The sequence below is a fragment of the Paenibacillus sp. sgz302115 genome (assembly GCF_056120445.1).
The window spans coordinates 1-25675 of record NZ_JBVYOK010000011.1 but is presented as its reverse complement, the minus strand read 5'-3'; the positions used below and the strand labels follow the sequence as shown (position 1 = coordinate 25675).

At 50.5% G+C, this 25675-nt stretch carries 23 protein-coding genes, 1 riboswitch and 1 other annotated feature; of the genes, 13 read left to right on the top strand and 10 right to left on the bottom strand.

What is annotated here, in order from left to right; genetic code table 11:
* Position 1 precedes the first annotated feature (1 nt).
* A complete protein-coding gene (locus AC0LWN_RS19765) occupies positions 2-1234 on the bottom strand; it encodes a Ger(x)C family spore germination protein (protein WP_474668294.1) in 1233 nt (410 codons plus the stop codon).
* Complete coding sequence (locus tag AC0LWN_RS19760) at positions 1231-2742, bottom strand: spore germination protein (RefSeq protein ID WP_474668292.1); 1512 nt, start codon at positions 2740-2742, stop codon at positions 1231-1233. Before AC0LWN_RS19760 ends, AC0LWN_RS19765 begins: the two co-directional genes overlap by 4 nt.
* A gap of 170 nt (positions 2743-2912) precedes the next feature.
* Here AC0LWN_RS19760 and AC0LWN_RS19755 point away from each other — a divergent pair, with 170 nt between their 5' ends.
* From AC0LWN_RS19755 to glpK, 9 genes are all read left to right on the top strand, one after another.
* Positions 2913-4019 carry a GerAB/ArcD/ProY family transporter gene (locus tag AC0LWN_RS19755; RefSeq protein WP_474668290.1) on the top strand — a complete coding sequence of 369 codons (1107 nt, stop codon included), beginning with the start codon at positions 2913-2915 and terminating at the stop codon, positions 4017-4019.
* Positions 4020-4088: 69 nt separating this feature from the next.
* Positions 4089-4433 carry a peptidoglycan recognition protein family protein gene (locus tag AC0LWN_RS19750; protein ID WP_474668288.1) on the top strand — a complete coding sequence of 115 codons (345 nt, stop codon included), beginning with the start codon at positions 4089-4091 and terminating at the stop codon, positions 4431-4433.
* Between the two features lie 20 nt (positions 4434-4453).
* Positions 4454-5212 carry a pseudouridine synthase gene (locus AC0LWN_RS19745; RefSeq protein WP_474668286.1) on the top strand — a complete coding sequence of 253 codons (759 nt, stop codon included), beginning with the start codon at positions 4454-4456 and terminating at the stop codon, positions 5210-5212.
* A gap of 112 nt (positions 5213-5324) precedes the next feature.
* The gene (gene resA, locus AC0LWN_RS19740; RefSeq protein WP_458964237.1) at positions 5325-5849 is read left to right on the top strand and encodes a thiol-disulfide oxidoreductase ResA; all 525 of its coding nucleotides are present in this window, start codon (positions 5325-5327) and stop codon (positions 5847-5849) included.
* 14 nt (positions 5850-5863) lie between these two features.
* Positions 5864-7534 (top strand): cytochrome c biogenesis protein ResB, encoded by a 1671-nt coding sequence (gene resB / locus AC0LWN_RS19735; protein ID WP_474668592.1) that lies wholly within the window; start codon positions 5864-5866, stop codon positions 7532-7534.
* Entirely contained in the window at positions 7531-8793 is a 1263-nt protein-coding gene (gene ccsA / locus AC0LWN_RS19730) for a cytochrome c biogenesis protein CcsA (protein WP_474668284.1), read from the top strand. Before resB ends, ccsA begins: the two co-directional genes overlap by 4 nt.
* 77 nt (positions 8794-8870) lie before the next feature.
* On the top strand, positions 8871-9587 hold the full coding sequence (locus tag AC0LWN_RS19725) for a response regulator transcription factor (RefSeq protein WP_019909923.1): 717 nt from the start codon (positions 8871-8873) through the stop codon (positions 9585-9587).
* Complete coding sequence (locus tag AC0LWN_RS19720) at positions 9588-11027, top strand: HAMP domain-containing sensor histidine kinase (protein WP_474668281.1); 1440 nt, start codon at positions 9588-9590, stop codon at positions 11025-11027. It begins immediately after the preceding gene.
* Positions 11028-11152: 125 nt separating this feature from the next.
* Positions 11153-12646 carry a glycerol kinase GlpK gene (gene glpK / locus AC0LWN_RS19715; RefSeq protein WP_474668279.1) on the top strand — a complete coding sequence of 498 codons (1494 nt, stop codon included), beginning with the start codon at positions 11153-11155 and terminating at the stop codon, positions 12644-12646.
* A 97-nt stretch (positions 12647-12743) separates the two neighbouring features.
* On the opposite strand, the gene AC0LWN_RS19710 is transcribed toward glpK, so the two are convergent.
* From AC0LWN_RS19710 to AC0LWN_RS19685, 6 genes are all read right to left on the bottom strand, one after another.
* Positions 12744-13736: a 3-oxoacyl-[acyl-carrier-protein] synthase III C-terminal domain-containing protein gene (locus tag AC0LWN_RS19710; RefSeq protein ID WP_474668277.1), complete on the bottom strand. Its 993-nt coding sequence runs from the start codon at positions 13734-13736 to the stop codon at positions 12744-12746.
* A gap of 79 nt (positions 13737-13815) precedes the next feature.
* Positions 13816-14166: a hypothetical protein gene (locus AC0LWN_RS19705; RefSeq protein WP_458964242.1), complete on the bottom strand. Its 351-nt coding sequence runs from the start codon at positions 14164-14166 to the stop codon at positions 13816-13818.
* A gap of 190 nt (positions 14167-14356) precedes the next feature.
* A complete protein-coding gene (locus tag AC0LWN_RS19700; protein ID WP_474668275.1) occupies positions 14357-14725 on the bottom strand; it encodes a carboxymuconolactone decarboxylase family protein in 369 nt (122 codons plus the stop codon).
* 41 nt (positions 14726-14766) lie between these two features.
* Positions 14767-16410, bottom strand: a complete 1644-nt coding sequence (locus tag AC0LWN_RS19695) for a thiamine pyrophosphate-binding protein (protein WP_474668273.1) — start codon at positions 16408-16410, stop codon at positions 14767-14769.
* Between the two features lie 117 nt (positions 16411-16527).
* Positions 16528-16623: riboswitch (cyclic di-GMP riboswitch) on the bottom strand.
* 492 nt (positions 16624-17115) lie between these two features.
* Positions 17116-18366, bottom strand: a complete 1251-nt coding sequence (locus tag AC0LWN_RS19690; RefSeq protein ID WP_474668590.1) for a methyl-accepting chemotaxis protein — start codon at positions 18364-18366, stop codon at positions 17116-17118.
* A gap of 101 nt (positions 18367-18467) precedes the next feature.
* On the bottom strand, positions 18468-19445 hold the full coding sequence (locus AC0LWN_RS19685) for a helix-turn-helix transcriptional regulator (protein ID WP_474668271.1): 978 nt from the start codon (positions 19443-19445) through the stop codon (positions 18468-18470).
* A gap of 127 nt (positions 19446-19572) precedes the next feature.
* Here AC0LWN_RS19685 and AC0LWN_RS19680 point away from each other — a divergent pair, with 127 nt between their 5' ends.
* The gene (locus tag AC0LWN_RS19680) at positions 19573-20418 is read left to right on the top strand and encodes an SDR family NAD(P)-dependent oxidoreductase (RefSeq protein WP_474668269.1); all 846 of its coding nucleotides are present in this window, start codon (positions 19573-19575) and stop codon (positions 20416-20418) included.
* Positions 20419-20537: 119 nt separating this feature from the next.
* Here the strand turns inward: AC0LWN_RS19680 and serA are convergent, their stop codons facing one another.
* Both serA and AC0LWN_RS19670 read right to left on the bottom strand, forming a co-directional pair.
* The gene (serA, locus tag AC0LWN_RS19675; RefSeq protein ID WP_474668267.1) at positions 20538-22130 is read right to left on the bottom strand and encodes a phosphoglycerate dehydrogenase; all 1593 of its coding nucleotides are present in this window, start codon (positions 22128-22130) and stop codon (positions 20538-20540) included.
* Positions 22131-22354: 224 nt separating this feature from the next.
* Positions 22355-22583 (bottom strand) — a binding site (T-box leader).
* Between the two features lie 112 nt (positions 22584-22695).
* Positions 22696-23601, bottom strand: coding sequence for a hypothetical protein (locus AC0LWN_RS19670; RefSeq protein WP_458964248.1), 906 nt, complete (start codon positions 23599-23601; stop codon positions 22696-22698).
* 65 nt (positions 23602-23666) lie between these two features.
* Between AC0LWN_RS19670 and AC0LWN_RS19665 the strand changes: the two genes are divergently transcribed.
* From AC0LWN_RS19665 to AC0LWN_RS19655, 3 genes are read left to right on the top strand one after another with little or no spacing between them, the layout of a single operon-like run.
* On the top strand, positions 23667-24260 hold the full coding sequence (locus AC0LWN_RS19665; RefSeq protein ID WP_474668265.1) for a CPBP family intramembrane glutamic endopeptidase: 594 nt from the start codon (positions 23667-23669) through the stop codon (positions 24258-24260).
* Positions 24257-24628, top strand: coding sequence for a hypothetical protein (locus AC0LWN_RS19660; protein ID WP_474668263.1), 372 nt, complete (start codon positions 24257-24259; stop codon positions 24626-24628). The genes AC0LWN_RS19665 and AC0LWN_RS19660 overlap by 4 nt, the downstream gene beginning before the upstream one ends.
* Complete coding sequence (locus tag AC0LWN_RS19655; protein WP_474668261.1) at positions 24622-25482, top strand: metallophosphoesterase; 861 nt, start codon at positions 24622-24624, stop codon at positions 25480-25482. The genes AC0LWN_RS19660 and AC0LWN_RS19655 overlap by 7 nt, the downstream gene beginning before the upstream one ends.
* Positions 25483-25675 lie beyond the last annotated feature (193 nt).

Here is a 25675-nt window from a genome sequence, read left to right as displayed (position 1 = left end):
TTCACTCCTTGATTTCATCCAGGAAAGTCTTATCCATCGTGCCGATCCGGTTGATCCTCACACTAACTTTATAGTGGACGGGCAATCGTTGCAGATACTGGTCACCTTGTTCCGCCTTCAGCTTTGCCCAGGCCTTGGGATTCGCACGGTAAATGGCTTGCCCGAATCCCATTGCATCAACCTTCAATTGTTTGTTGATTTCCTCCACAGCACCCTTCATTCGCTCAATAATGGTTTCTTCCGTTTTTCGCTCCAAATCTCTGATGGAGCTTACAGCCTCCAGGTTCTCTTTGCTCTGAGACTCCTCCACATTGCAGGTCGCTTGAACTTTTATAAAAATATGAGGCTCCCCGTTAATGAATTTAACCATGAGCTTCGACGACGTCTGGAGCGCTTCAATCACAATGGGCTTGCCGTCTGTTCCTGGGACGTACCCTGAAGATTGACTGACTTTATTGATGATATAGTTATAGCCGGCCGTTGATTTCTCAGTCAGCCAACCGATAAGCTTATCTTTTCTGAACACGGCTACATTTTGGTAACGCAGCCTTGTTTTTGGGGCTGTTTGTTCTACATTACTTTTGTTACTGCCTTCGTCGACATCTCCTATAATCCTCACTCCAGTCAAGACAGGGGCTGCCCCTTCATATAATAAATATTCGATAAATCTGTCGAGCGTAATAGCGACAGTCCTGGCTGATATTTTATAGGATTTATCCAGAGCATTGAACAGCTTGTTTGCCGGTATTTTGTCCAGTGGAGTAAGCACCTTAAGTACATTTTCTGCTGTATTGTCCCTGGCCACCATAACATAGAAATCCATCCGCGGTTCACGGCTTCTCTTGATAACATCCAGGATTTCGCCAACTCCGGACCGGGCGAGCTCTTCCCCAATAACGAGTGCGCGGATATGGCCGAGGTAGCTCCTTCTTGAGCAAACCAGATTGAACTGGCGCAGCGCATCATAAAATGTGCGAGCTGTAAAATTATATAGAACTACCGGCACCCCTCCGCCTCCGCCTCCACCTCCGCCCCCGCTCGATGACGAGGTGATGGCGGATGGAATAACTACCTGCATGCTGACGTTATACCCAGACTCCGCTTTATCCAGCCCCAGTCCCAGTATAAATGCCATTTCATTGAGTTCCTTTCTCTCCCAGCATCCGCTCAATACTATAGGAAGAAACAAGACAAGCAATACCTGGAGTAGAGACTTACACTGCTTTTTGATCATGACTCAGGTTTCCCGCGCTTGGATGTGCTTTGCCGGACAGGATTTTGAGTATGATTCTCTGCGGGTCTGGTGCGCAGCTTCGGCCAGGGAAAGCGGAAGATCCCATCCTTCATATCACTTTGGACATAGGGGCCGAGCGGGCTCATATAAGGCATTCCGAAGGAGCGGAGACTCGCCAGGTGCAGCACCAGAACAATACCCCCGCAGATCATCCCGTACAGTCCGATAAAACCGGCCAAACCTATGAATAGGAAACGGATCATGCGTGCGGCTATCGACATTCCCGACTCCGGAATGACAAAGCTTGAAATCGCAGTAATGGAGACGATAATGACCATAGCAGAGGAGATGAAGCCCGCTGCAACGGCTGCTTGACCAATTACAAGTGTGCCGACAATGGAAATGGCCTGGCCGATATTTTTCGGAATCCGTACGCCTGCCTCGCGCAATATTTCATAGGTCAGCTCCATGATCAGCGCCTCCACAAAGGCGGGGAAAGGTACACTCTCGCGCTGGGCGGCCAGGCTGATGACAAGGGTGGTGGGGATCATCTCCTGATGGTACGTGGTAATCGCAACATACAACGAAGGCGCAAGCAAGGTGAGGAGAAATGCAAGAAAACGGATCAACCGCAGCAGAGAGGCGATGTCCGCTCTTTGATAGTAATCTTCTGCCGACTGGAAAAAGGCAATAAAAAAAGTGGGAGCGAGCAGCACAAACGGAGTTCCGTCCACAAGTATAGCTACCTTCCCTTCGAGAATACCCGCAGCTATCGTATCAGGACGGTCGCTGTTATATAAGGTAGGGAAGGGAGTAAGCGCAGTATCCTGAATAAATTCCTCGATATATCCGCCCTCGAGAATGCTGTCTGTGTCGATCTGCTGCAGGCGGCGCTTAACCTCCTGAACCAGCTCTTTGTTAGCGACATTGTTGAGATACATAATCGACACATCCGTCTGGGTGACCCTGCCGATCTGAAAGGTTTCCAGCCATAAGTGGCTGCTTTTGATTTTGCGCCGGACGAGAGCGGTATTGACCCGCAGACACTCATTGAAGCCTTCCATCGGGCCGCGCACCACCGCCTGCGAGTTGGGCTCGCTGACATTGCGGTCCTCCCAGCCGGGAAGACCCATCCGCAGAGCCGAGGAGCTGCCGTCCAGGAGCAGCATAACATTGCCAGACAGCAGATCGTGCATGAACTGTTTGTATCCATGAATTACGGACAGACTGCCGGCCATCAGGATGCGTGACTTCAGCAATTCTATCTTCTGTTCCGGATCCAGCCGGTTGAGTTCGGAAGAGCTGTTTTCCAGCAGGGAATAGAGAACGGAGGTATGGAACAAATTCATATCGATCAGACCGTCTATATAAAACAGCGCGATCCGTGTATTCTCCTCCAGCAGATACTCCTTAACGATCACATCGGTACTGCCGCCCAGCATTTGAAGCAACTGCTTGTGGCTGATGTCCAGCCGGGTTGAAAGCTCATCTGAAGCCGTGTCTTTCATGCAACTCCCTCCATTTCCTATGAAAATGCTATCTGTAGTTTGGTTTATATATCCACAATTATTCCTGCGCCTTGTCTAAACCGGATAACATAATTCTGGAAACTGCAGCCATACTAAGAAAGGATCAGAGGAAGGAAAGAAGTCTGGACGCCCGCAAAGGAGGGACTATATTGAGTCTGGAGAAAGGCCGGATCAGCACGAAGCAAATGGTTACACTCGGCTTGTTCACATTAATAGGAGATATGGCGCTGGTGTTCCCGGCGGCAATAACTGCCGGTGCCAAGCAGGATGCATGGATTGCCGGACTGATCAGCATTCCGATCGGAGTGGCCCTTACCATGCTGCAGGTGCAGCTTCTAAAGCTTAATCCGGGGAAAAATCTCGTCGAGATTTGTTTGAAAATTCTCGGGAAGTGGCTAGGCAGCGCGGTTGCGTTATATTATTTGTTCTTTTTTCTGCTTGCGGCTTCTACCTATGTCCGGGAAATTGAAGATTTTATGGCTACTCAGATCTATGAGAGGACACCTGGAGGGGTCATCCGGTTTATGGCGATTGTCGTATTGGTGTACGGCGTGCGTCTGGGGCTGGAAACCTTGGGCCGTGCGGCGCAGATCTTTTTACCCTTGTTTATCTTTTTTCTGGCTACGCTGATGATTCTCCTGTTTCCGCAAGTCGATCTGGGCCGGCTGCAGCCTATGCTCATTACACCCCTGCCAGATATGCTGCATTCGATCATGTTTGGCGTTTTCTATCCCTTTGGAGAATTGTGTGTATTTACTATGGTATACCCCTATGCCCGGAAAGAAAGCAGTACAAAACGCGATATATTGATCTCCCTGATGGTTGGAGGGGTGGTTCTGAACCTTGTTTTATTTTTGTCCCTGTCGGTATTAGGAGTTTTTTACACGGAGCATCAATTTTATGCCGCTTATATTCTGGCCCAGAAGATCAATATCGGGAATTTTCTGCAAAGAATTGAAGCCTTTTTGGCAACTGCATGGATTATAAGCACCTATTTCAAAACAGCGATGTATTTCTACGCCTTTACTCTGGGTACGGCTCAATTGCTGAAGCTCAAAAGCCATATCCCCTTAATCTTTCCGACAGCATTTCTGATCTACGGCCTTTCAGAATTGATTGCGAAAGACATCATATTCATTATCAAAGAAATCCCTGCCTACTGGGTGGACTGGGATATGACCTATTCTCTCGTTCTGCCGCTGATTATGCTGATTGTCTACTCGATCAGGAAGCGCAAGAGAGCAGGCTCTTCATAAAAAGCCCATCACCCCAATCCTCCGTATAACATATGCTATTGCAGCAATATGGAGGGAGGGCGACCCGAGATGGAATACAAGGGCTTTATTCTGCATCACTCCCGCTGTTCGTCCATTAACGGCAAAGGCTTCGATTTCTGGATTGGGGTAGATGGGTCGATTTATGCAGCACCGCTGCTGACGGACCCGGAATATATCCATATCTGCCTTGAAGGCAATTACGGGGAAGAGGATGCGCTTCCAAAGCTCCCTGGACGCAAGGATCAGCTATTTGCGGCAGGCAAGCTCATTTTGGAATTGGCGGCGCGGTATCAAATTTCCCCCTTGGTCGTAGAACCCCACACGAAAACCTGTCCCGGAGCATTTTTTCCATGGAATGAACTTGTGATTTATCCCGCTGATGGTTATCATTAACCTGAGGTGAATAGTCGAAAATGGAAAGATTACAGAAAATTTTGGCGCAGGCAGGTGTGGCGTCGAGACGCAAGTGTGAAGAAATGATTTTGGCCGGTAAAGTGGAAGTCAACGGGGAACTCGTAACTACGCTTGGCACGAAGGTGGACCCCGCAACAGATATAATCAAGGTCGCCGGAAGACTGATCCGGGGCGAGGATAAAATTTATATCATGTTCAACAAGCCCAAGGGCGTAATTACAAGCGCTTCCGATGACAAGGGCCGCAAAGTAGTAACAGATTATCTGAAAGGCATCAAAGAGCGTGTGTACCCTGTAGGCCGCCTGGATTATGATACGGAAGGGCTGCTGCTGCTGACGAACGACGGCGAGTTCGCGAACCTGCTGACGCATCCGAAGCATCATGTGCCGAAGACGTATCTGGCTACGGTTAAGGGTATACCGCACGGAACAGCGCTGGACAAGCTTAAGGCAGGCATTAAGCTGGAGGACGGAATGACCGCCCCGGCGGAAGTGGAATACAAGGATATTGACGAAGAGAATAAAGAATCGGTCATCAGCATTACCATTCATGAAGGCCGCAACCGCCAGGTCCGGCGGATGTTCGAAGCGATCAGCCATCCCGTTACCCGGCTGAAACGGATTTCCTTCGGCGACATTCTATTGCAGAATCTCAAACGCGGCTCTTACCGCCATCTGACCAAGGATGAAATCAACCATATCCAGCAAATTGCCAAAGCCGGCATGCTGAAAGCAAATCAAACCCGCAAAGACACATAATGTTCACAATTTCCCCCTCCTAAAACTGTGACCACATTCGTTATAATGTTCATGAGATGTTCACATCTAACAACTAGAGTAATGAGTTGCGTCACAGAAGGGGGCTTGGCGTATGGGCAAAGCAAGAAAGCCGGTTCAAATCGTCATTCTGTTCGTGATACTTCTGCTTGGGGGTTATGCAATCAGTTCCTCCGTGTTCGGAGGAGACGGCAAGCCAAGGGAAGGCGGGAAAGCGCCGTCCTTTGAGCTGCTTGGTCTTGATGGCCTGACCCATACGCTGGACGAATACAAGGGCAAATCCGTTGTGCTTAATTTCTGGGGGTCCTGGTGTGCCCCCTGCGTCAAGGAAATGCCCGCTCTGCAGGCCCAGTGGGAGAAATGGAAGGATCAGGGCGTTGTGGTTGTGGGTGTAAATGTCGGCGAGGATCAGATGACGGTGGAGAATTTCGTCAAGCTCGTCGATATTGATTTTCCGGTTGTCATGGATACGGGCCGCGATGCTGTCCGCAGCTATGGCGTATCGCCGCTTCCGACCACCTTCTTCATCAATGCGAAGGGCAGGGTGGACAGCATTCATATCGGCCAGCTTGATCTCAGCTCGCTTGATGAGCAGATCGGGAAGCTGGTGAAGCCGTGAGCAAGCGCGTACCGCTGGTCACTAACACCAAATGCGAATGCGGCCATCAGAACCCGGTGGGAACCGTCCTCTGTGAAGCCTGCGGCAAGCCGCTGGACGAGAAGGAGCAGCTCTCTTCGCAGCATCTGGAAATGCGCTACGACGGTGTTGCCCGGCGCTCACAGCGTGTGAACCCGGGGATGATCGACCGGGTGTGGAATTTTTTTTCCTCGGTCAAAATCGCCATCTACCTCATTGTGCTGACACTGCTTGGCTCCATGCTGGGGACGATTTTTCCCCAGGAGAGCACCTTTTTGAATATTGACGCTTCGACCTATTATGGAGAAACGTACGGAACAGCCGGGGAGATTTATTACAGACTCGGCCTTTCGCACACCTATGAGTCCTGGTGGTTCGTCACCCTGCTTGTGCTGATCGGGGCATCTCTGGTCATCTGCAGCCTGGACCGCGTGCTTCCGCTGTACAAGGCGCTGACCCGGCAAAAGATCCGCAAGCACCGCCAGTTCCTGATCCGCCAGAAGGTAGTGCTCGTAACCGGGCTGCAGGAGGAACCGGAAGCCTGGGTGACGCGGCTGGTGCAGCCTCTGCAGAAGAAGGGCTACCGTGTAAGGACGGATGGAGGGGCATTACTGGCCGAGAAGCACCGTTTCAGCCGCTGGGGACCCTATGTAATTCATATTGGCCTGATTATCTTTTTACTGGCTGTGCTGGCAAGAGGGCTCCCGGGACTGAATATGGACCAGCATCTCGCGTTTCCGCAAGGGGAAATCGTCAAGATTCCCGAAACCACCTACTATCTGCAGAACGAGAAATTTACTGTAGAGTTTTATACCGAAGACGAGATGCCCAAGGAGTTCCGCGGCACCAAAATCCTGCCGAAGCTTTACGAAACCAAGGCAGTGCTCTATGAATGCACCGCAGATTGTGCCGACCCTTCCAAGGAGCCGAAGCTTGCGAAGGTGACGAGTCATAATATTCAGGTGAACTCGCCGCTCAGCTATAAAGGTTTGAAAGCGTATCAGTTTGACTATGACCTGACCCCCGTGCTGCGTTCGGTGCAGCCTGAGCTGACGAATACGTCAAACGGGAAGGTGTATGGCAAATTCAAGCTGGACATGAAAAATCCGCAGCGGACATTTCATGCCGGTCCCTATACGCTGGCGCTGAAAGAGAAATATATGGATTTCGGTTTGAACGAGGAGGGGCAGCCGGTGTCCAAATCTCCCTATCCGAATGCACCCGCCTTCCTCTTCTTGATCACTGGACCGGATTTGCCGCCTGAAGGGCAGCAATATTTCTATTTTCCCAAGCAGGTCGACAAGGAGAAATTCCAGATGTCAGCCATTAACGATAAGCTTGGCGGAGGCGGCCGGTTTCTGGAGCTTCAGGTCAGCAGCATGAGCGATGTGGACTTCTCGGAATCCACGACTTACCTGAACATACGTGTGGACCGGGCAATGCCCTTTGTCTGGACCGGGGCAGGCATTGTTATGGTCGGGCTGGTGCTCGGCTTCTACTGGCAGCATAGACGTATTTGGCTGGCGGCCGAGGGCGGGGAGCTTGTACTCGGAGGGCATACGAACAAGAACTGGTTCGGCTTCCGCCGTGAGATCGCTTCGATTCTGGCAACGACAGGTTTGACAGTGGATGAAAAATCTCTGGATAACGGGGGAGGCCTGGCATGAGCTTGCTCGATTTCAGCAGTGATGTCTTTATTGCCGCGTTTTTCTTATACAGCGGGTCGTTCATGTTGTTTACCATTGCCATTATGGGCCGCAGATGGTCCGGCAGGAAGCCGGAGGAGCATACCGCCCGCTGGGGCAGAATCGCTTTTATTATCTCTTCGTTAGGTTTACTGTGCCATCTGGCTTATTTCATTACCCGCTGGATCGGGTCCGGGCATATTCCGGTCAGCAATATGTATGAGTTCATGACATTTTTATCCATGATGGTCATGGTGGCCTTTACCGTTATCTTCGCGATCTACCGCAAAATCATTCTCGGTGTTTTTGCGGTGCCGATTTCGATTATCGTGATGGCTTACGCGGCAGTTTTTCCGCAAGAGGTTCAGCCGCTGATTCCTTCACTCAAATCAATCTATCTGAACATCCATGTCACGCTGGCTGCGCTGGGTGAATCCTTCTTCGCCGTCGCTTTTGCCGCCGGTCTGATGTACCTGCTGCGCACTGTGAATTTCCACAGCGTGGAGCGGAATGACCGCAAGCAGCAGCGTCTGGTTGAATTTACTCTGTTCTCAATCATTGTTATAATTGGTTTTCTTGGGTCGGTATTTGCTTTTCGCGGCGCCGGTTACGAAACTGTTTTTGTCCGTTCGAACGTTACGATTGACAGCCCCGGGCAGGGAGATAGTACAATAGAGAAAGTGAGTTATAAAATGCCGCCAATTGTGGCACCTTACCATAGCGAAATTGAGAGCTTCCAGCCGTTTCTCGGGATGCGCGAACCGCTTTTCGAAGCGCCTTCATGGATGAAGGGCGTGAATGCCGGGCGGAAATTCAATACGGTAATCTGGTCGCTGATTTCCGGAGCAATTCTTTACGGAATTCTCCGTTTGGCTGCCCGGAAGCCTCTGGGGGCTGCTATTCATCCGATTCTGGATGGAATTGATGAGAATGATCTTGATGAAATTACGTACAGGGCGATTGCCATAGGCTTCCCGATTTTCACGCTGGGGGCTTTGATTTTTGCAATGATATGGGCCCAGGTGGCCTGGGGCAGATTTTGGGGATGGGACCCCAAAGAAGTCTGGGCACTTGTTACCTGGCTGTTCTACAGCGCCTACCTGCATTTGCGGCTGGCACGCGGATGGCAGGGGAGCAAATCCGCTTGGCTCGCCGTACTCGGCTTTCTGGTCGTAATGTTTACCCTGGTTGGCGTCAATTTGGTCATCGCCGGACTTCATTCATATGCGGGGACGGATTGAGGATACTTTATCTGCTGATGCAGCAATTAAACTTAAGGGTAACGTTCTACTGTATTTGATGAAGGGGTTGTTGTGAAATGGCAGAGCATTTGAACAGAATTCTGGTGGTGGATGATGAGGAACGCATTCGCCGCCTGCTAAAGATGTATCTTGAAAAAGAAGGCTATGAAATTGATGAGGCAGAAGACGGCGAAGTCGCTCTGCGCAAAGCAACGGCCAATGATTATGGCTTGATTTTGCTGGATGTGATGCTGCCTGGAATTGATGGGATTGAAGTGCTGACCAGACTCAGAGGAGTCAAATCGACTCCTGTCCTGATGCTGACAGCCAAGGGTGAGGAGATCAACCGCGTGCAGGGCTTCGAGATGGGGGCTGACGATTATGTGGTCAAACCATTCAGTCCGCGCGAAGTGATCTACCGGGTAAAGGCGATTATGCGCCGCTCCTCCGCGACAGCCTTTTTATCTAAAGAGAGCAATTCCAGCAACAATATCGTCTTCCCGCACCTTATTATTGAGCACGATGCGCACCGCGTAACTGCCGGAGGCCAGGAGGTAAGCCTCACTCCGAAGGAGTATGAGCTGCTGCATTATTTGGCTATCTCGCCGGACAAGGTGTTCTCGCGCGAAGAGCTGCTTAAGGATGTGTGGAATTACGAATTTTTCGGAGATTTGCGCACTGTGGACACGCATGTCAAACGGCTGCGCGAGAAGCTGAACAAGGTATCACCGGAATCGGCAGCAATGATCACCACGGTATGGGGCGTAGGCTATAAGCTTGAGGTACCCAAATAGGTGAATTTCTGGAGAAGTCTTGTCGGCAAGCTGTGGATCACGATCATCTGTCTGGTTGCTGTCGTGCTAATCACGCTGGGGCTTTTCCTGCTGCCCTATATCGACAGTAACTTCGCCAATTCCGGGGCGATCAAACGCTTGTTTATGTATGCCTGTATGATAGGATTTTCCTTGACGACGTTCTTCGCCTTATTCCTGTTTACGAAAATAACCCAGCCGATGCAGCAGGTGATTGAAGCGGCCAACGATATCCGCCGCGGTGAATACGGGACCAGGCTGACGCTGGTGACCAGTGACGAAATCGGCCAGCTCGCGACGTCCTTCAATCACATGGCAGAGGAGCTGGAGAAGAATATCCGCAGCCTAAACCACGAAAAGGGTCATTTATCCAGTGTGCTGCGGAGCATGAGCGATGCCGTTATCACCTTTGATATAGAAGGTCGGATTATACTGACGAACCCGCATGGTCAGGCTCTGCTTGAGACCTGGAGCGATCTGAGCTGGGAAACGGAGAGCGAATCCGAGCTGTACCCGCAAGGGGCGGGTAGCAGTAGGGTTCCGCCGCCGCTGCGCCGGTTGTTCGACAGTACTCTGCACCAGGGGGGAGATCAGCGCTCCCAGGTACATGTCCGCCAGGGCGTCTGGTCTGTTCATATGGCCCCGCTGTATTCCGAGGGTTCGATCCGGGGAGCCGTTGCTGTTCTGCGTGATGTAACCGAGGAGGTTAAGCTGGAGAAAATGCGCCGTGACTTCGTTGCGAATGTCTCGCATGAAATCCGCACGCCGCTCTCGATGATGCAGGGCTACAGCGAGGCGCTGCTGGATGGAATGGCCTCCTCCCCAGAGGAGAGCAGCGAGCTGGTGCAGGTTATTCATGATGAATCGCTGCGGATGGGGCGTCTTGTGAAGGATCTGCTGGATCTTGCCCGCATGGAGGCAGGACATACCGATATGAAAAAGACTCAGGTCGATATGGGTGAGCTGCTGGAGCGGATGTACCGCAAATTTTCCGTACGGGCCAAAGAGAGAGGGATTATTCTTGAGCTGAATGCCTCAGGTGATGCCCTGCTTCTTAAGGCGGCGGATGAAGACAAGCTGGAGCAGGTGCTGACCAATCTGCTCGACAATGCCTTCAGGCACACGCCAGCGGATAAAGATATCTCGATGCTGGCCCGCTCTACGGTGCTTGAAGGACGCCGCTTCCTGGAGATTGATATCCGGGATGAAGGGATGGGCATTCCGCCCGAGGATCTCCCCTTTATCTTTGATCGTTTCTATAAAGCGGACAAAGCCCGTGTGCGTGGCGAATCCGGAGGAACCGGGCTGGGATTGGCGATTGTCAAAAATATCGTCGAGTCACATCACGGAACGGTCTCGGCATCCAGCAAGCTGGGAGAAGGAACCACCTTCACCCTGCGGCTCCCTGTCGAAAAACAGTAAAGCCAGACAATGTGTGACAGCGCCTCTGACAGCAGAGGTGCTTTTTGTTGAAATCACCACATTAATCTTGTTCATCGTGGAACATATTCTAAGCGTTTGAAGCCAGTTCTAGGAGGCGCACCTTTATGATTTTATCACTAGACCAAGGTACTACCAGCTCGCGGGCGATTCTGTTCGACCATGAGGCGCGTATGATCTCACAGGGGCAATATGAGATCAGGCAGTCCTTTCCCCGGCCAGGCTGGGTAGAGCACGACCCGGAGCAAATCTGGGAGAGCCAGCTTGCGGCAGCGAGAGATGCCATCAGCAGAAGCGGAAGGGCGCCATCCGGGATATCCGCCATAGGCATTACCAATCAGCGGGAAACCGCGCTGATCTGGGACAAGGCGACCGGTGAGCCGATATATCCGGCTATTGTATGGCAGGACCGCCGCACGGCTGAGCAGTGTGAGGAGCTGAAGCAGAGAGGCTTGGCCGAAGAGATTGCCGCCAAGACGGGCCTTGTTGTGGATGCCTATTTCTCGGCCACCAAGCTGGCCTGGATTCTGGATCATGTGCCAGGCGCCAGAGAACGTGCCGGCAAGGGAGAACTGCTGGCAGGGACCATTGATAGCTGGCTGATCTGGAAGCTCACAGGTGGCGCTGTGCACGCCACGGATGTTACGAATGCATCGCGGACTATGCTCTTTAATCTGCATGAGCGCAGTTGGGATGCACCCCTTATCGAAAAACTCGGAATTCCCTCCTCTATTCTGCCGGAGGTTAGAATGTCCGGCGGAGAATTCGGAGCGGCTGAAGCCCGCTGGTTCGGAGCAGAAATTCCAATACGTTCCGTGCTGGGGGATCAGCAGGCTGCCTTGTTCGGACATACATGTCTTGAGGCCGGCAGCGCCAAGAATACCTACGGCACAGGCTGTTTTATTCTCATGAATACAGGGACTGAAGCCGTTGCCTCCAGTCATGGACTGCTGACCACTGTAGCTTGGGGCATGGGCGACGAATTGTATTACGCCCTCGAAGGGAGTGTGTTCGTAGCCGGAGCCGCCGTGCAATGGCTGCATGAGGGACTGGGGCTTATTGAGGGACCGGCGGACTCGGAGGAGCGGGCCGGGGAGGTAGAGGACAGTGAAGGGGTTGTAGTCGTCCCTGCCTTCACTGGGCTTGGCGCACCGTATTGGGATATGTATGCCAGAGGTGCGGTCTTCGGCTTGACCCGTGGCACTACAGCGGGGCATTTGGTGCGTGCTACACTGGAATCGCTTGCTTTTCAATCGCGTGATGTGATCGGAGCCATGGAAAAGGACGCCGGCATGCCGCTGACAGGGCTCAGGGTTGATGGCGGCGCTGTGCGCAATGATCTGCTTATGCAGTTTCAAGCAGATATTCTGGGAAGCAGGGTTACGCGGACAACGTATGCGGAGACGACAGCACTCGGGGCAGCGCTGCTTGCCGGTCTGACCTCGGGGATTTGGACCAGAGAGCAGCTTGAGCGCTTTAATAAGGCCGAGAAGGTCTTCCTGCCGTACATGGAGGAGGCAGAGCGGGAACGGCGTTACGAAGCCTGGCAGGATGCTGTATCGCGCACTATGGGCTGGGAGAAGCATGAAGGATATCGGTGAGAGCAAGAGCAAGCCGAATTGAATACAGGAGACGCCAGCAACAAAGGAGCGGCCTGCAGCAGAATTCTGCTTGCAGGCCGCTCTTTTATCATTAACTCTAGTACTCGATTACAAAAGCTACGTTTTGCCAGCCTGCGCCAACGGTCCAGAACAGGACCTTGTCGCCGCGCTCGATTTGTCCCGTAGTTACCGCTTTATGCAGAGCGACAAAAGGGCTGCTAGTCGAAGTATATCCGAATTCATCGCCGATGTAGACGGCAACGTCGTTGTCGATGCCGGTCTTCTCGGAAACCGCACGGATGTTCGGCAGTGACAATTGCGAGAAGCAGGCCGCTTTGATGGATTCCGGCTCAATCTCATTGATGCTCAGCAGCGTGTTAATTGATTCTGACGCCGCGTCCACACAAATGGAATCATCAAAGGGAATGAATCTCACATTGAACTCTCCCGCATCCACGCCTTCACGTCCAAGGTTAGCCAATCCTTCCGCAGGGAACAACGAGTTCCCGTATACACAGGTGTCTGTCTGGTAGATGGAATCAATGAAGCCTACGGAGTTCTCATCACGCTCCAGAATGAGTGCAGCAGCGGCGTCGCCGAAATTGGCATAATAGACAGGATCGTTTTTGTTCGCATGCGGTGCAACATGGTCGGAGCCGATGACCAGCGCCCGGCGGATTCTCGGGTTGGCCATCATTTGCCGGCTAACCTGCTCCACCGATGCCGTCATGCCCGCACAGTTCGCATTGCTGTCGATACAAATCGTATGCGATGCTCCGCCGATCAGCCGATGGATCATCAATGAATTCGTAGGAAAAATATATTCAGGAGTTTGGCTCGCATAAGCGATAAGGTCAATATCAGCCCCGGTCAGTCCCGTCTTATCCAGCACATTGCTTGCGGCCTCAAAAGCCATTGTCAGAGAGTTTTCATCCTTGCTGTCAATGCTGTAGCGGCTTTCACGGCCCAGAGTAGCCAGAAGACCACGGATATCAATACCCTTTTCATCAAAATGTTGTATGAAAAAGTCATTGCCAATCTTTTTGCTTGGATGATAGATATCAATGTCCTTAATTCGAATTCCGGCCATATTAATCCTCCTCAAAGTTTTGTGAGAATAAACTTCCTGATACTTCTCTTCGAACAAAACTTGCTTCGGAAATATTTAATTAAGCAGAAACAGTTGAAATGATCTCCAGGTTTTCAAGTCCTGCCTTGCGGCCCAGACGGGCAAGCTGCATTTTGAGGATCGGGTTATTTTCCAGAGTAAGGCTCACTTTATCAAATCCGTCAGCCTTGAACATTACGAAGCAGCTTTCCAGCAAAGGCACAACATCAGGAGCGGTTACATTCAGCTTTCTGCAGTCAATGTCAAGTGCATATTCAGCAGGTGTAATTGGATTGATGGTTTGCTGATAAGCCTGGATTGACTTAAGGCCATCGTCGTTTGAGAAAGTACCTTCCAGTTCAATTTTAATGACCTTTTTAACAGAATCGGTGTTCAAAATAAATTTTCCCATTTGCTGATCTCTCCTAAGTAATTAAATTGTGTGAAGCATAAGTATTAAAATTCAAAAAAACTTATATTTATATGTCGAAAATCGACATTAAAACCTTTGTTTTGGGATATTTTCCCTTTAAATATAACCATAATTTTAACTATAATGCAAGAATAAAGTCGAATATTGTATAATTTTGTCGCAAAAGAACTTATTTGATTTCCTCCAGCGTGTCGAGCAGCACATTAAAGGCCGAAATGACTCTTGGAGCGCCGATAACCGGCACCAGATGCAGCAGAATGCCCTTAATCTGCTCCACGGTCATTCCCACACGGAGCGCCATCACGTAATGGACTCCCAACTGCTCGTACTGTCCCATCGTAATCAGCGAGGATATGACGGCGATTTCCTTCCAATCAGAACCGATAGCAGTACGCTGGAAAATATCGCCGTAGGCATTGCCCATAATAAACTCAGCCAATTCGGGAAAATGCTCTTTAACCGGAGCCAGCGCCTTGGCGCCATAATCGCCGGACAGATTGGAGAAATGCTCAAAACCACTGTTGATATTGTTCTTCACGAAAGACGCCCCCTATAGTGTGATGGTGCAGATGGTTCTTCTTAGTTGAGATTCAAGGTACGGTGGGCCGTAGGAGGCACTTCGTCACGGTCGGTCAACAGCTCAATGACAGCGACACGGTTCGATGCAACTGCTTCATTCAGCGCTGAAGTAAACTGTTCTGCAGTTTCGCATCTATAGCCCGTAGCGCCCAGCGATTCGGCGAATTTTACCGCATCCACTGGAACCTCAAAGAGGGTGCCGTCAATCCGGCCTGTAGTTTTTTGCATACCCTTCAATGCCATGTCGAGCTGCATATTGTTCACCACGATAAAGATGACCGGAATATTCTTGCACACGGCGGTGTTGATTTCTGTTCCGAGCATCATAAAGCAGCCATCGCCGGTAATGCAGACAATGGTTTCCTCAGGAGAGGCCACCTTAGCGCCTATAGACATGCCAATTGAATTGCCCATGCAGGCAAAGTAGGCGTCAAAGACAAAGCTGCCAGGTTTCTTCACGTTGTACCATTTCACGGCATTGAAGCCATGGCTGCCGTCATCAACAAAGAGGGTGTTATTATAAGGGAGCTGTTCGCTCAGTGTGCTCATTACCGAAGCGAGAGAAAGCTTGGACAATACAGGCAGCTCTTCTGTATAACGCGGGGATGTCTCCGGTTCACGTGCCGGAATGCTGCTGGTATCGATATTCTGCAGGTAGAACGCCAGATTATCACGCAAATCGCCGCTGACAGAGATGGTAGGAGAGTTTAATATTTTCCCGACAAACGTAGGGTCGACATCAAATTGAATCAAGGTTTGCGGATGGTTCTCCGCCTTGAGATTGCAGATTGTCATATCGCTCAGCCGCGAACCGAGCACGATGAACAAATCGCTGCGGTTCAATAAATCTTCGCCATGCTTGCAGCCGCCGACACCGATTGGACCGTGATACAGCGGATGATCCCAGGCAATAGCGCCTTTGCCCCCTGGAGAAGTCACAACAGGAATATTGAACGTCTCTGCGAGCTGAACCAGCTCTTTATGCGCTCCGGAGCGGTTGACGCCTTTGCCGGCAATGATGAGGGGATGGCTGGATTGATTGATAGCCGTGATTACCCGCTCGAAATTACTGTGGCTGATCAGACTTTCCCGTTCAGGGATCACAATCCGGCACTCTTCAAGGAGTTCTGTCTGCACATCAAAAGGGATGCACAGGTGGACAGGACCACGTTTACCGCTTAAAGCCGTCGAAATGGCATGATTAAATATGGTGCTGAAATGATCTCCGCGTTCAACCAGCTTGCTGAAAAGAGTTGCGGGTCTGAACATATCCGCCAGATCGGCAAGATAGTTCGAAGAATCCTGGCACTGGGGAATCCCCAGCTCTTTGATGGATTGATGGCCGGTAATGAACAGCACAGGAAGGTTGTTCGCCTTGGCATGCGCTGCAGCGGTAAGCAGATTGGTTCCGCCTGGACCGGAGGTGCCGAAGGCCACTCCAAGGCCGCCGGTTTTTAGAGCATAACCTGCGGCTTCGAACCCGGAACTGGATTCATGTCTTCCGGGAATAAACTCAATGCCATGATCAACCATCTTCAGAACTACAGGACAAATAGACTTGCCGATTATGCCAAAAGAATGTGTTACACCGAGGTTTCGTAGTGCCTGAGCCATATAATCTGCGACTGTTTTCAGAAAATCCACCCCACCCAATGTTATTATTTATTTAGCTTAAATAGAAAACCTGCACTCAGAAGGAGCACAGGCAGCTGCTAAATAACCAGGTTGAACGAGAGAAACATAATACAGACGTTCCGGTTCTTGAGCAACCTGGCTGTCATGGTCCCGGGAAAGCATGAGACTGTAGATCCATGGCTTTGCGTCATTCCCTTTCGGAGAATTTTGCCAATATATTTTTATTAATGAAATAAAGCATAATTTTACTTTACAATATATTCCTAGCGCTGCTTTTGTCAATATATTTGATCAAATAAGCTCGAAATTTGACGAATATAACGATTAACGACATTTATTGATTTGCATGTCAAGTGAATATTAATGCAGGAAATAAAATAATAAAGTCCCAGGTGAAAAAGTCCTAAAATGCAAACGGGATTTGAAATGCCGGACCATGGTGCTATTGATAGTTATTACGGAGGATGGCCGGAACTGTGGGAGTGCTTAGACTTCCAGTTGCCAATCATAATCGTACAAGCATTCCTTGCGGCATTATCGTCCTTTGGATTCATTTTTCAAGCTCAGCTTATACAGATATAAATGCAAATTGAAAATATCATTTTATACTGCGAAAATTCAGTGTTTGGTGAATATTACATCAAGAAAATTGTAAACACAAAAAAACTGCCGCATGAGCATTTTTTGCTCAAGCGGCAGCATTGCAGGGGATGCCTAAAATTTGAAAATATGGATTGTTTTTTGCAACTGGAATACAGCTTGGGTCATCTTTTCTGTCTCTTCGGCAACGGACTTGAGGGCATTGATCTGTTCGTTCATAGATGCGGAGACCTCTTCGGTGCCTGCGGCTGTCTGCTCGGTAATTGCGGAGATATTTTCGATGGCCCCGGAAATTCTGAGCGCACTCTCCAGCATAAGGTCGCTTTCAGCAGAGAATGAAGCGATTTGCTCGGTTATGTATTGAACGCTTTGCACAATTTGAGCGAAAATATTAGCCGTTTCAATGATCATTTCATTCTGTACCTGAACGACTTCCTCGTTGATGGCAATATGCTCAATCGCCTGCTTGATGTCGCTCTCAATGCTGCGCACCAGACTGAACACCTCTTTGGTTGAGGAGGTGGATTCCTCGGCAAGCTTACGGACCTCCTGGGCCACCACAGCGAATCCCCGGCCATGTTCGCCTGCACGGGCGGCTTCAATGGAAGCGTTGAGCGACAGCAGGTTCGTCTGCTCGGCGATTTCCGTTATCGTCTTGGTGATCATCGTGATGCCGCGGGCATTTTGTGAGAGTGCTTCAATCGTGTCGGCTACCTTTTGGGTGGCTTGTATATTTTTACGCATGCCTTCCGCTTGCGTATCTACCGACTGACGGCCTTTTTCAACCAATTCCAGCGTATGTACGGAGCGTCTGTTCATTTCCTTGGTGGAGCTTGTGTAATTGGATACTTTCGTTTCTATATCCTTGATCGACTCTGTCATATCTGCGATATCTACAGAGATTTCATTAGCGCCAAGAGCCAGCTCATTGGAGGAGGAGGCAACCTGGGCCATCACAAGCTTCAGGTTCTGGTTCTTGTCTTCAATGCCACGGCTCGCATCCATGACTTGGCGGGTGATTTGCGACGCTTCAGTAAGAATCTTCTTCAGCTTGTCGATCATGGTATTGAAGGAACGGCTAATGTCGCCCATGGAACCGTTTTCGTCAGCGCGGCTGGTAAAATCCCCTTTGGCTATGGTATGAGTTACGTTGGAGATGTCTTCGAACGAAGATGTAAGCGTTCTCTCAACAACGCGTGCGAGAGGATAGGTTAAGGCTGCCAGTACCGCTACTAAAATAACGCCGATAATGATTTTGCCCATCACAATGAGTGTGATCAGAACAGGAACAGCGAATAAAGCGGCGATCAGGTAACATCCGGCAATAATTCTTTGTTTTAAAGGAAGCTTGTTCATCCATGCCATCATAAAAGTTCCCCCTAAATAAAATTGTTTACTGTAATATTATAGGCGGATCGTGGAGGTTTGGTCTATTGTAAGAACTGACATAAAACCTTTTTTTGAGCCTATTTATGTTTGTTTTTGTGTGTGAACTTCTTATATAACGTTACGGTTTCGGCAAGGGTGCAGGTTACCCGTTCGACAAGTTCTCCAGGAGCAACGGCAATGACATCCGGGCTTAGCGAAAGCACAATGCGGCAGGCGGATTCCAGAGTATTGAAATCGGCATCCACGGACAGCCATTCCGGCTGCGCTGCTGCGCTGCTGCTGGTAATTGACACATAGCGTTCCCGCTCCAGCTCCTCCATCGCTCTGCCGTTCACCAGCAGCTTTGCGGGGAAGCGGGGGAGAGCAGATTTGAACAAAGCCGTGGATTGCTCCCAATAAGCGGCAAGCTCAAAGCCTTCCGGGCGCGTAAATGTCTCATCTGTAATTTCGGCTGCTGCCAGTCTGGAGACCCGGAAGGTTCTGAATTCTCCATCGGTTCCGGCAACGACATACCATACTCCTCGTTTGGCTACCAGCCCCAGCGGCGAAATTAGCCGCTCCTTGCATTCTCCATCACGCATATAGCTGATCTTGACCTTGCGGTTCTCCCAGAGCGCCTCCTGCAGCAAAGAGAGGAACGGGTATGATTCACTTGAAGGATGCCAACCCGCGCCATCAATATGGATTCGCTGATTTAGAAAGGCAAGCGGGGAATCAGGAAGCTTGGAGGTGGCGGCCTCCAGCTTGCGGGCAGCGGAGGAGAAATCCTCCTGAATCCCAAGAGCGTTGAGGATTGCAGTATCAGCCGTCAGCAGCAATGATCCAATCTCTTGGGGTTTCATGCCGGTCAGGGAGGTCCTGTAGCCTTCGCTGAGCATCCAGCCGCCATCACGGCCCCTTTCAGCGAGCACGGGCACACCTGAAGCACTTAGCGCCTCCATGTCGCGGAGAATCGTCCGCTCTGACACCTCCAGAGTCTGCGCCAGTTCCTTGGAGGTGATTTTGCCGCGGCTTTGCAGCAGCAGGAGGATGGATAACAAACGGTCGGCTCTCATGATGAGCTCCTTTCTACGGTGAGTTTGAGTAAAATGAATATTTTTAGTTTAGCATAAATATATGTCAATTGGTGTCATATATAAAGCTTATGATGATTATGAAAGTCATAAGAGAGGAGCTGTACAAATGACGAACCTGAAGGGAAAAGTAGCGCTTGTTACCGGCGGGAGCAGAGGGGCAGGGAGGGGGATTGCCCTGGAATTGGCAAAGGCGGGGGCCTACGTCTACATTACAGGCAGAACTGCACACTCTGAACAGCCGGGTCAGCGCAAAGAAACAATCTATGAAGTGCTGCGCGAGATTACGGGCATGGGTGGAGCAGGTTCCGCGATACGCTGTGACCACACAATTGACAGCGATACGGAGGCTGCGATCGGGCAGATTGCGGCAGAGCAGGGCAGACTTGATATTCTGGTCAACAACGTATGGGGAGGCAATCAGCTTCCTATAGAAAGCAAACCTCTGTGGGAGCTGCCGCCAGAGCATTGGGACAATATGTTCACAGCCGGAGTGCGGGCGCAGCTTATGACGAATTATTATGCGCTCCCATTGATGCGGGGCGGCGGAGAATCCGGTAAACTGATTATCCATACTACTTTTTGGGACCAGTATAAATATATTGACAACCTGTATTATGATTTGGCTAAAAATGCGCTCGTGCGTCTGGCCGGCCGTTTGTCCATTGAACTGGTGGGGGAGGGTATAGCTGTGATTCCGCTGTCCCCCGGCTGGATGCGGACAGAGCTGGTGCTGGAGAGCATGAATACGGACGAAGCGCACTGGCAGGAGGTGGCGGAGCTGCAATCAAGTGAATCCACAGCTTATATTGGGCGGGCTGTAACCCGCCTGGCCGCTGATCCTGAAATCATGTCCATGACAGGCATACCACAGCAGGTGGGTAAGCTCGCTGAGAAATATGGCTTCACCGATGTAGACGGGAGAATAGTTCCTGTATTCCGGATTCCGGAATAATTGCGTTGCCCTATCAGGCAGCAAATTGGCAACAAAAAATCGCTCTTTGGAAATGGCTGGCTTGCGCCGCCATTCCAAGAGCGATTTTTTTAGAAATAATGGTTAAGTTCTGCTATATCTTAGAGCAGAATAATTTCTTCGGCTGTGTTGATTTCCGGCAATCCGGCCAGCTTCACAAGCACTTCTTTAGGAACTGCCTTATCAACGGTCAAAAGCATAATGGCTGCACCGCCGACAATTTTGCGTCCCACCTGCATGGAGGCGATGTTGACGTCGTTTTGGCCGAGCAGGGTGCCGACATGCCCGATGATCCCTGGCTTGTCGTTATGCGAAATCAAGACTTGATGGCCTTCTGGAGCAATATCGACCGGGAACTTGTTTACTTGTACGATCCGTTCCCCGTAGCCTTGCAGCAATGTGCCTGCAACCAGGAATTCTTGTTCGTGATCTGTTTTTGTTGTGACAGTAATCAGGTTGGTGAAGCCCTTGGTCTTGGAAGCCTTTGTCACGACAACATTCACGTCACGGGTTTTGGCCAGATGCATCGAATTGACGATGTTCACATCACTGCCGAAGTGGCGTGTGAGCACGCCTTTTACAACATAGCGGGTCAGCGGCTGGGTATCCACATCCGACAGATCGCCTGCATACTCTACATGGATTTCGCGGATAGCGCCATCTGTAAGCTGGGTTACGAAGTTGCCGAGCTTCTCGCCGAGAGTGAAGTACGGCTGAAGCTTGTTCATCACACTTGGAGCAACCGGAGGGATGTTAACGGCATTGATGAACGGTTCGTTCCGTAGAATGTGCAGAACCTGCTCCGATACGTCGATGGCCACATTCTCCTGAGCTTCAATCGTGGAGGCGCCCAAATGTGGAGTGACGATGATTTTGGGATTGGAGAGGAACGGGTGATCCGCTTGTGGCGGTTCCTTCTCGAATACGTCAAAAGCCGCTCCGGCAACAATGCCGCTGTCGATGGCTTCAACCAGCGCCGCTTCATCAATGACACCGCCGCGGGCACAGTTGATGATGCGCATGCCTTTTTTCATAACTTCAAACTGCGGGCGGGAAATCATGTTGCGTGTTTCCGGGGTCAGCGGAGTATGCACAGTGATGAAATCCGCGCCGCGTACAATGTCGTCTACGGAAGCCAGCTTCACTTCCAGCTTCTCTGCACGGTCTGCAGTAAGGAACGGATCATAGGCAAGAATGTCCATGCCGAAGGCTTTGGCCCGTTTAGCCACTTCGCTGCCGATCCGGCCCATACCTAGAACACCTAATGTTTTGCCGCGCAGTTCTACGCCGAGGAATGTTTTTCTATCCCACACACCGGAGATGGTTTTGGCATAGGCTTGTGGAATGTGACGGGCGAGCGCCATCATCATTGCAAAAGCATGCTCACAGGTTGTAATCGTATTTCCGTCAGGAGCGTTAATGACCACAACACCATGCTGTGTAGCTGCCTCCAGCTTGATATTGTCAACGCCTACTCCGGCACGGCCAATAACCTTCAGCTTGCTGCCTGCTGCAATAATCTTCTCTGTTACGGTTGTCTGGCTGCGGACGAGGAGGCCGTCATATTCGCCGATAATGGCAATAAGCTCATCTTCACTCAGTCCAGTTTTCTTGTCTACAGTCACATCGCTTGCGTCCATTAGCTGCTGAATGCCCAAATCGCTGATCGGATCTGATACTAATACTTTAAACATGGTTTCTTGTCCTCCTTAAATGTGGAAAGCTTTTATATGCCCAAGGATGCCCCGAAGAGGCAGTCCACAGTACCAGAAGCATTGTGACGGGAAAAAAACATGTCGAAATAACGAAGTAACGCGCTGTCGCACAAAAGAAAAAAGCTGCAGAAGTACGCTGAATCAAGAGAATTAGGCCTAAAAATGGCTAACAAAAAAACTCTCAACCCCATACTACTGCCGTAGTAAGGGACGAGAGTTGTCGTGGTACCACCCTAATTCACTGCAACTTATGAAGAAGCAGCCTCATTGGCCTGCAAAGGCCACACTGGTAACGGAGATGATCCGATTGTGCCTACTAAAGGGTTCAACACAATATCTCAGGAGCGCTAAAGAGTTCTGTCCGTCACCGGTTTGCACCACCCACCGGCTCTCTGAAGACTTGCAGAATCTTTGTTCCATCATCGGTTTTGCTTGATTAATTTTTCATAATGTAACATGGTGATGCCAGATGTGTCAATAGGCTTATTCCGAGCGGGTCCAGTTGAAGTGCGGTTCTTTTTTCGTTATGATGCAATAGCTGGTCCTATTCATAAAAAAACGGGAGCTGGGGCATCGTTTCCTTGCCGTAATATTGCTCACGCCATTTGATGAAATCCTGCTCCTGCACTGCTCCGGTAGAAATTAACAGGGTTACCGAGGATTGAACATCCTTCAGCTTCAGCGAGCTGGCCGTGCCGGAATAGATCATATCGTCGATCTTGGCAGTAATATCCTGCGGATCGTAGCCGGCGTAGATGCTGCGGTTGAGCATCATGCCCGCAATTGAAGCGTTTTTGAGCAGCAGCGGCATCTTTTTCCATTGGACGAAGGTGAGGGTTTTCAGCTCTCCGGCTTCATTCGGAATTTTATTGTTGGCCTTGGCTCCCCATTTCAGCATGGAGTCATAGAAATTTTTCTGCGCCAGAAGTCCGAATTTGACTGCATTTCCCGTGAAATTGTCTTTGTCCAGCAGCTTGGCCGTCTCAGCGCCTGATGCGCCCGCAGACACCTTGCTGGAGGCCTGGGAGAACAGGGTCAGACTTTTTAGGATATTGAGCTGGGCTTCATGCAGCAGCGGCGAATTGGTGAAGATGGAATCCTGGGTAACCTTTTCATACTGCTTGTCCGCCAGAATACTGAGATTTTTCAGAATGGCTGCATTTTCACGAGTGCCTGTGCTGCGGGAGAGATTATCCACTTGGCTGTTCCAGCTGCGCTTGAATTCCCGATAAGGCAAAAATACGTTATGATAGAATGTAACAAGATCCTGCTGCTGGTAAGATCCGGAGAATTCCTGTGCGGCCCCTTCTTGCTTCAGGTGAGCGTATTTGGCTTCTGTCTTGTCTGCCCCAACCTTCACTCCCGTAAAAAAAGCGGCGAATGCAGATATCAGAAAACATAGAAATCCTAGGGTGTATAACATTTGAGTGCGGGAGGTACGGCTGTTCATAATTAATGCTCCTTCGTCTAGGGAAATTATCTTATGTAAAAACAATATAGAACAGGCAGGTTACGATGAAAAAATTCAAATTTGGCGAAATCAAGATAAAAAAAGCCGACCCTCAGCAGTTAACCGACAGGCTGCTTTTACTGAATTTGTATATAACACAGAGCCTTACTTTAATTATCGGTTTGATATGGATATTATTACAGAAAAGAAATCCTATTCACATATTAATTTTTCCGGAAAACGTACAATTTGTGTACTGGGGCCTCGGACTGGCGGGAATCATGCTCATTGTCGATTTCCTGCTAACCCATATTGTTCCAGAGGAAAGCATGGATGACGGAGGCATTAACAATCTGCTGTTCGGCAACAGGCCTTTGTGGCATATTATTGTCATTTCAGCTATTGTGGCGATTTGCGAGGAACTTTTGTTCCGCGGAGCGATCCAGTATTCGCTGGGTCCTTATTGGACAAGCATCCTGTTCGCCGTTATTCATGTCCGCTATTTACGCCACTGGATTCCCACAGGCTGGGTATTTCTCAGCAGCTACGGCCTTGGTTATATTTACATTCATTCTGGAAGCCTGTGGGCACCGATTGTCTGCCACTTTTTCATTGACCTGTTCTCAGGTCTAATGATCCGCTACCGGAGGGCATCATGAGCGAGGAATTGAGCCGGGTAAAATCCCGGAGGAAAAAGTATAAGGGCGAAGAGGAGTTTGAGGTCAAAGGTCTGGAAAAATCACAGTCTTCCGCGCACACATCAGATGAAGCGCCTGCTGCGATATCCGGCACCCTGTCCAGAACTAGCCGCTATTCTTCGGCAAAAGCGAAAAAAACGGCCAAGCGGGAAGTGACCCGGACCGATGAGGAAATGGCAACGCCTTCCCGTTCTGAGACTTACCCATCAGAGCGTCTCCGCTTAAGCAAGATGTTCATCAATTCACTGATCGTTATTTTTGTGCTGCTGCTCGGATCGCTTCTGTGGTGGGGACTTGAAGGAGCGCCGCCGCTTAGGACAATATGGTGATCTGGCTGCTTGGCATTCTAACGGTTTGTATTCTGCTGCCCATTACGGTTGGAATGCTCATGCTGACGGCTGCTTTCAGAAATCATATTATTGCCGAGGAAATATTCCTGGAGTCTCTTCCGCAGGGATTTGACGGCTTCCGTATTCTGTTTATCTCGGATATCCACCGCCGGCGGCTTCCTAAAAGGCTGCTTGAGCCGATGAAGGGGAAAGTGGAAATTGTGCTCCTGGGCGGCGACATGACGGATAAGGGCGGCTCCATCAGCCGGCTAAGCGATAATATGAAGCTGGCGGCATCACTTGCCCCGGCTTACGCGGTGCATGGCAATCATGATTACCGGGCGAATACAGCACTTGTCGATGATGTCCTCCGTGGCAGCGGGGTACGGCTGCTGATAGATGAGAACATCATCATTGAACATGAGGGAGCTGAAATGCTGCTGACGGGTGTAGACTTTCCCCAAAAGGGCGGGAAGAGGGCTTACGCGCCTTTACCATCACCGTCCACCTCGGAAGCTCAATTGTTCCGGATCATTCTTGTTCATGATCCGCTCTGGCTGACGCAGCAAACTGAGCTTCCCGCTGATCTTGTCCTGGCCGGGCACACTCACGGCGGGCAGGTTGTGCTGCCTTTTATCGGCCACAGGCATGTGGACCCCTTCTACCGCGAATACAACGCGGGGCATTATGTGCTTCCAAGAAAAGACGGCTCAGAATCGGAAGCCAGGCTGCTCATCAGCCGCGGCTTCGGCACCGCACATCTTCCGCTGCGCTGGGGCAGTCCGGCAGAAATGCATGTGCTGACCCTTCGCAGTGGATTGAAGCAGCAGGACATGCCGGAAGCCCGGAGATAAGCGGCTTAGTGAACAGACAAAAAAGGTATCCCTCATATAGCAGGGATACCTTTTTGTGCGTACGCCCAGCATGGGCGTCATCTCTAGGGTGAAAGTCCCGAGCGGGGGCTGGCAAGCGCCTACCGTTAGCCAAGGGCAAGGGTGTCCATCGCGAGGTGGAATCTGAAGGAAGCCGGGGGCAAAAGCACGGCCT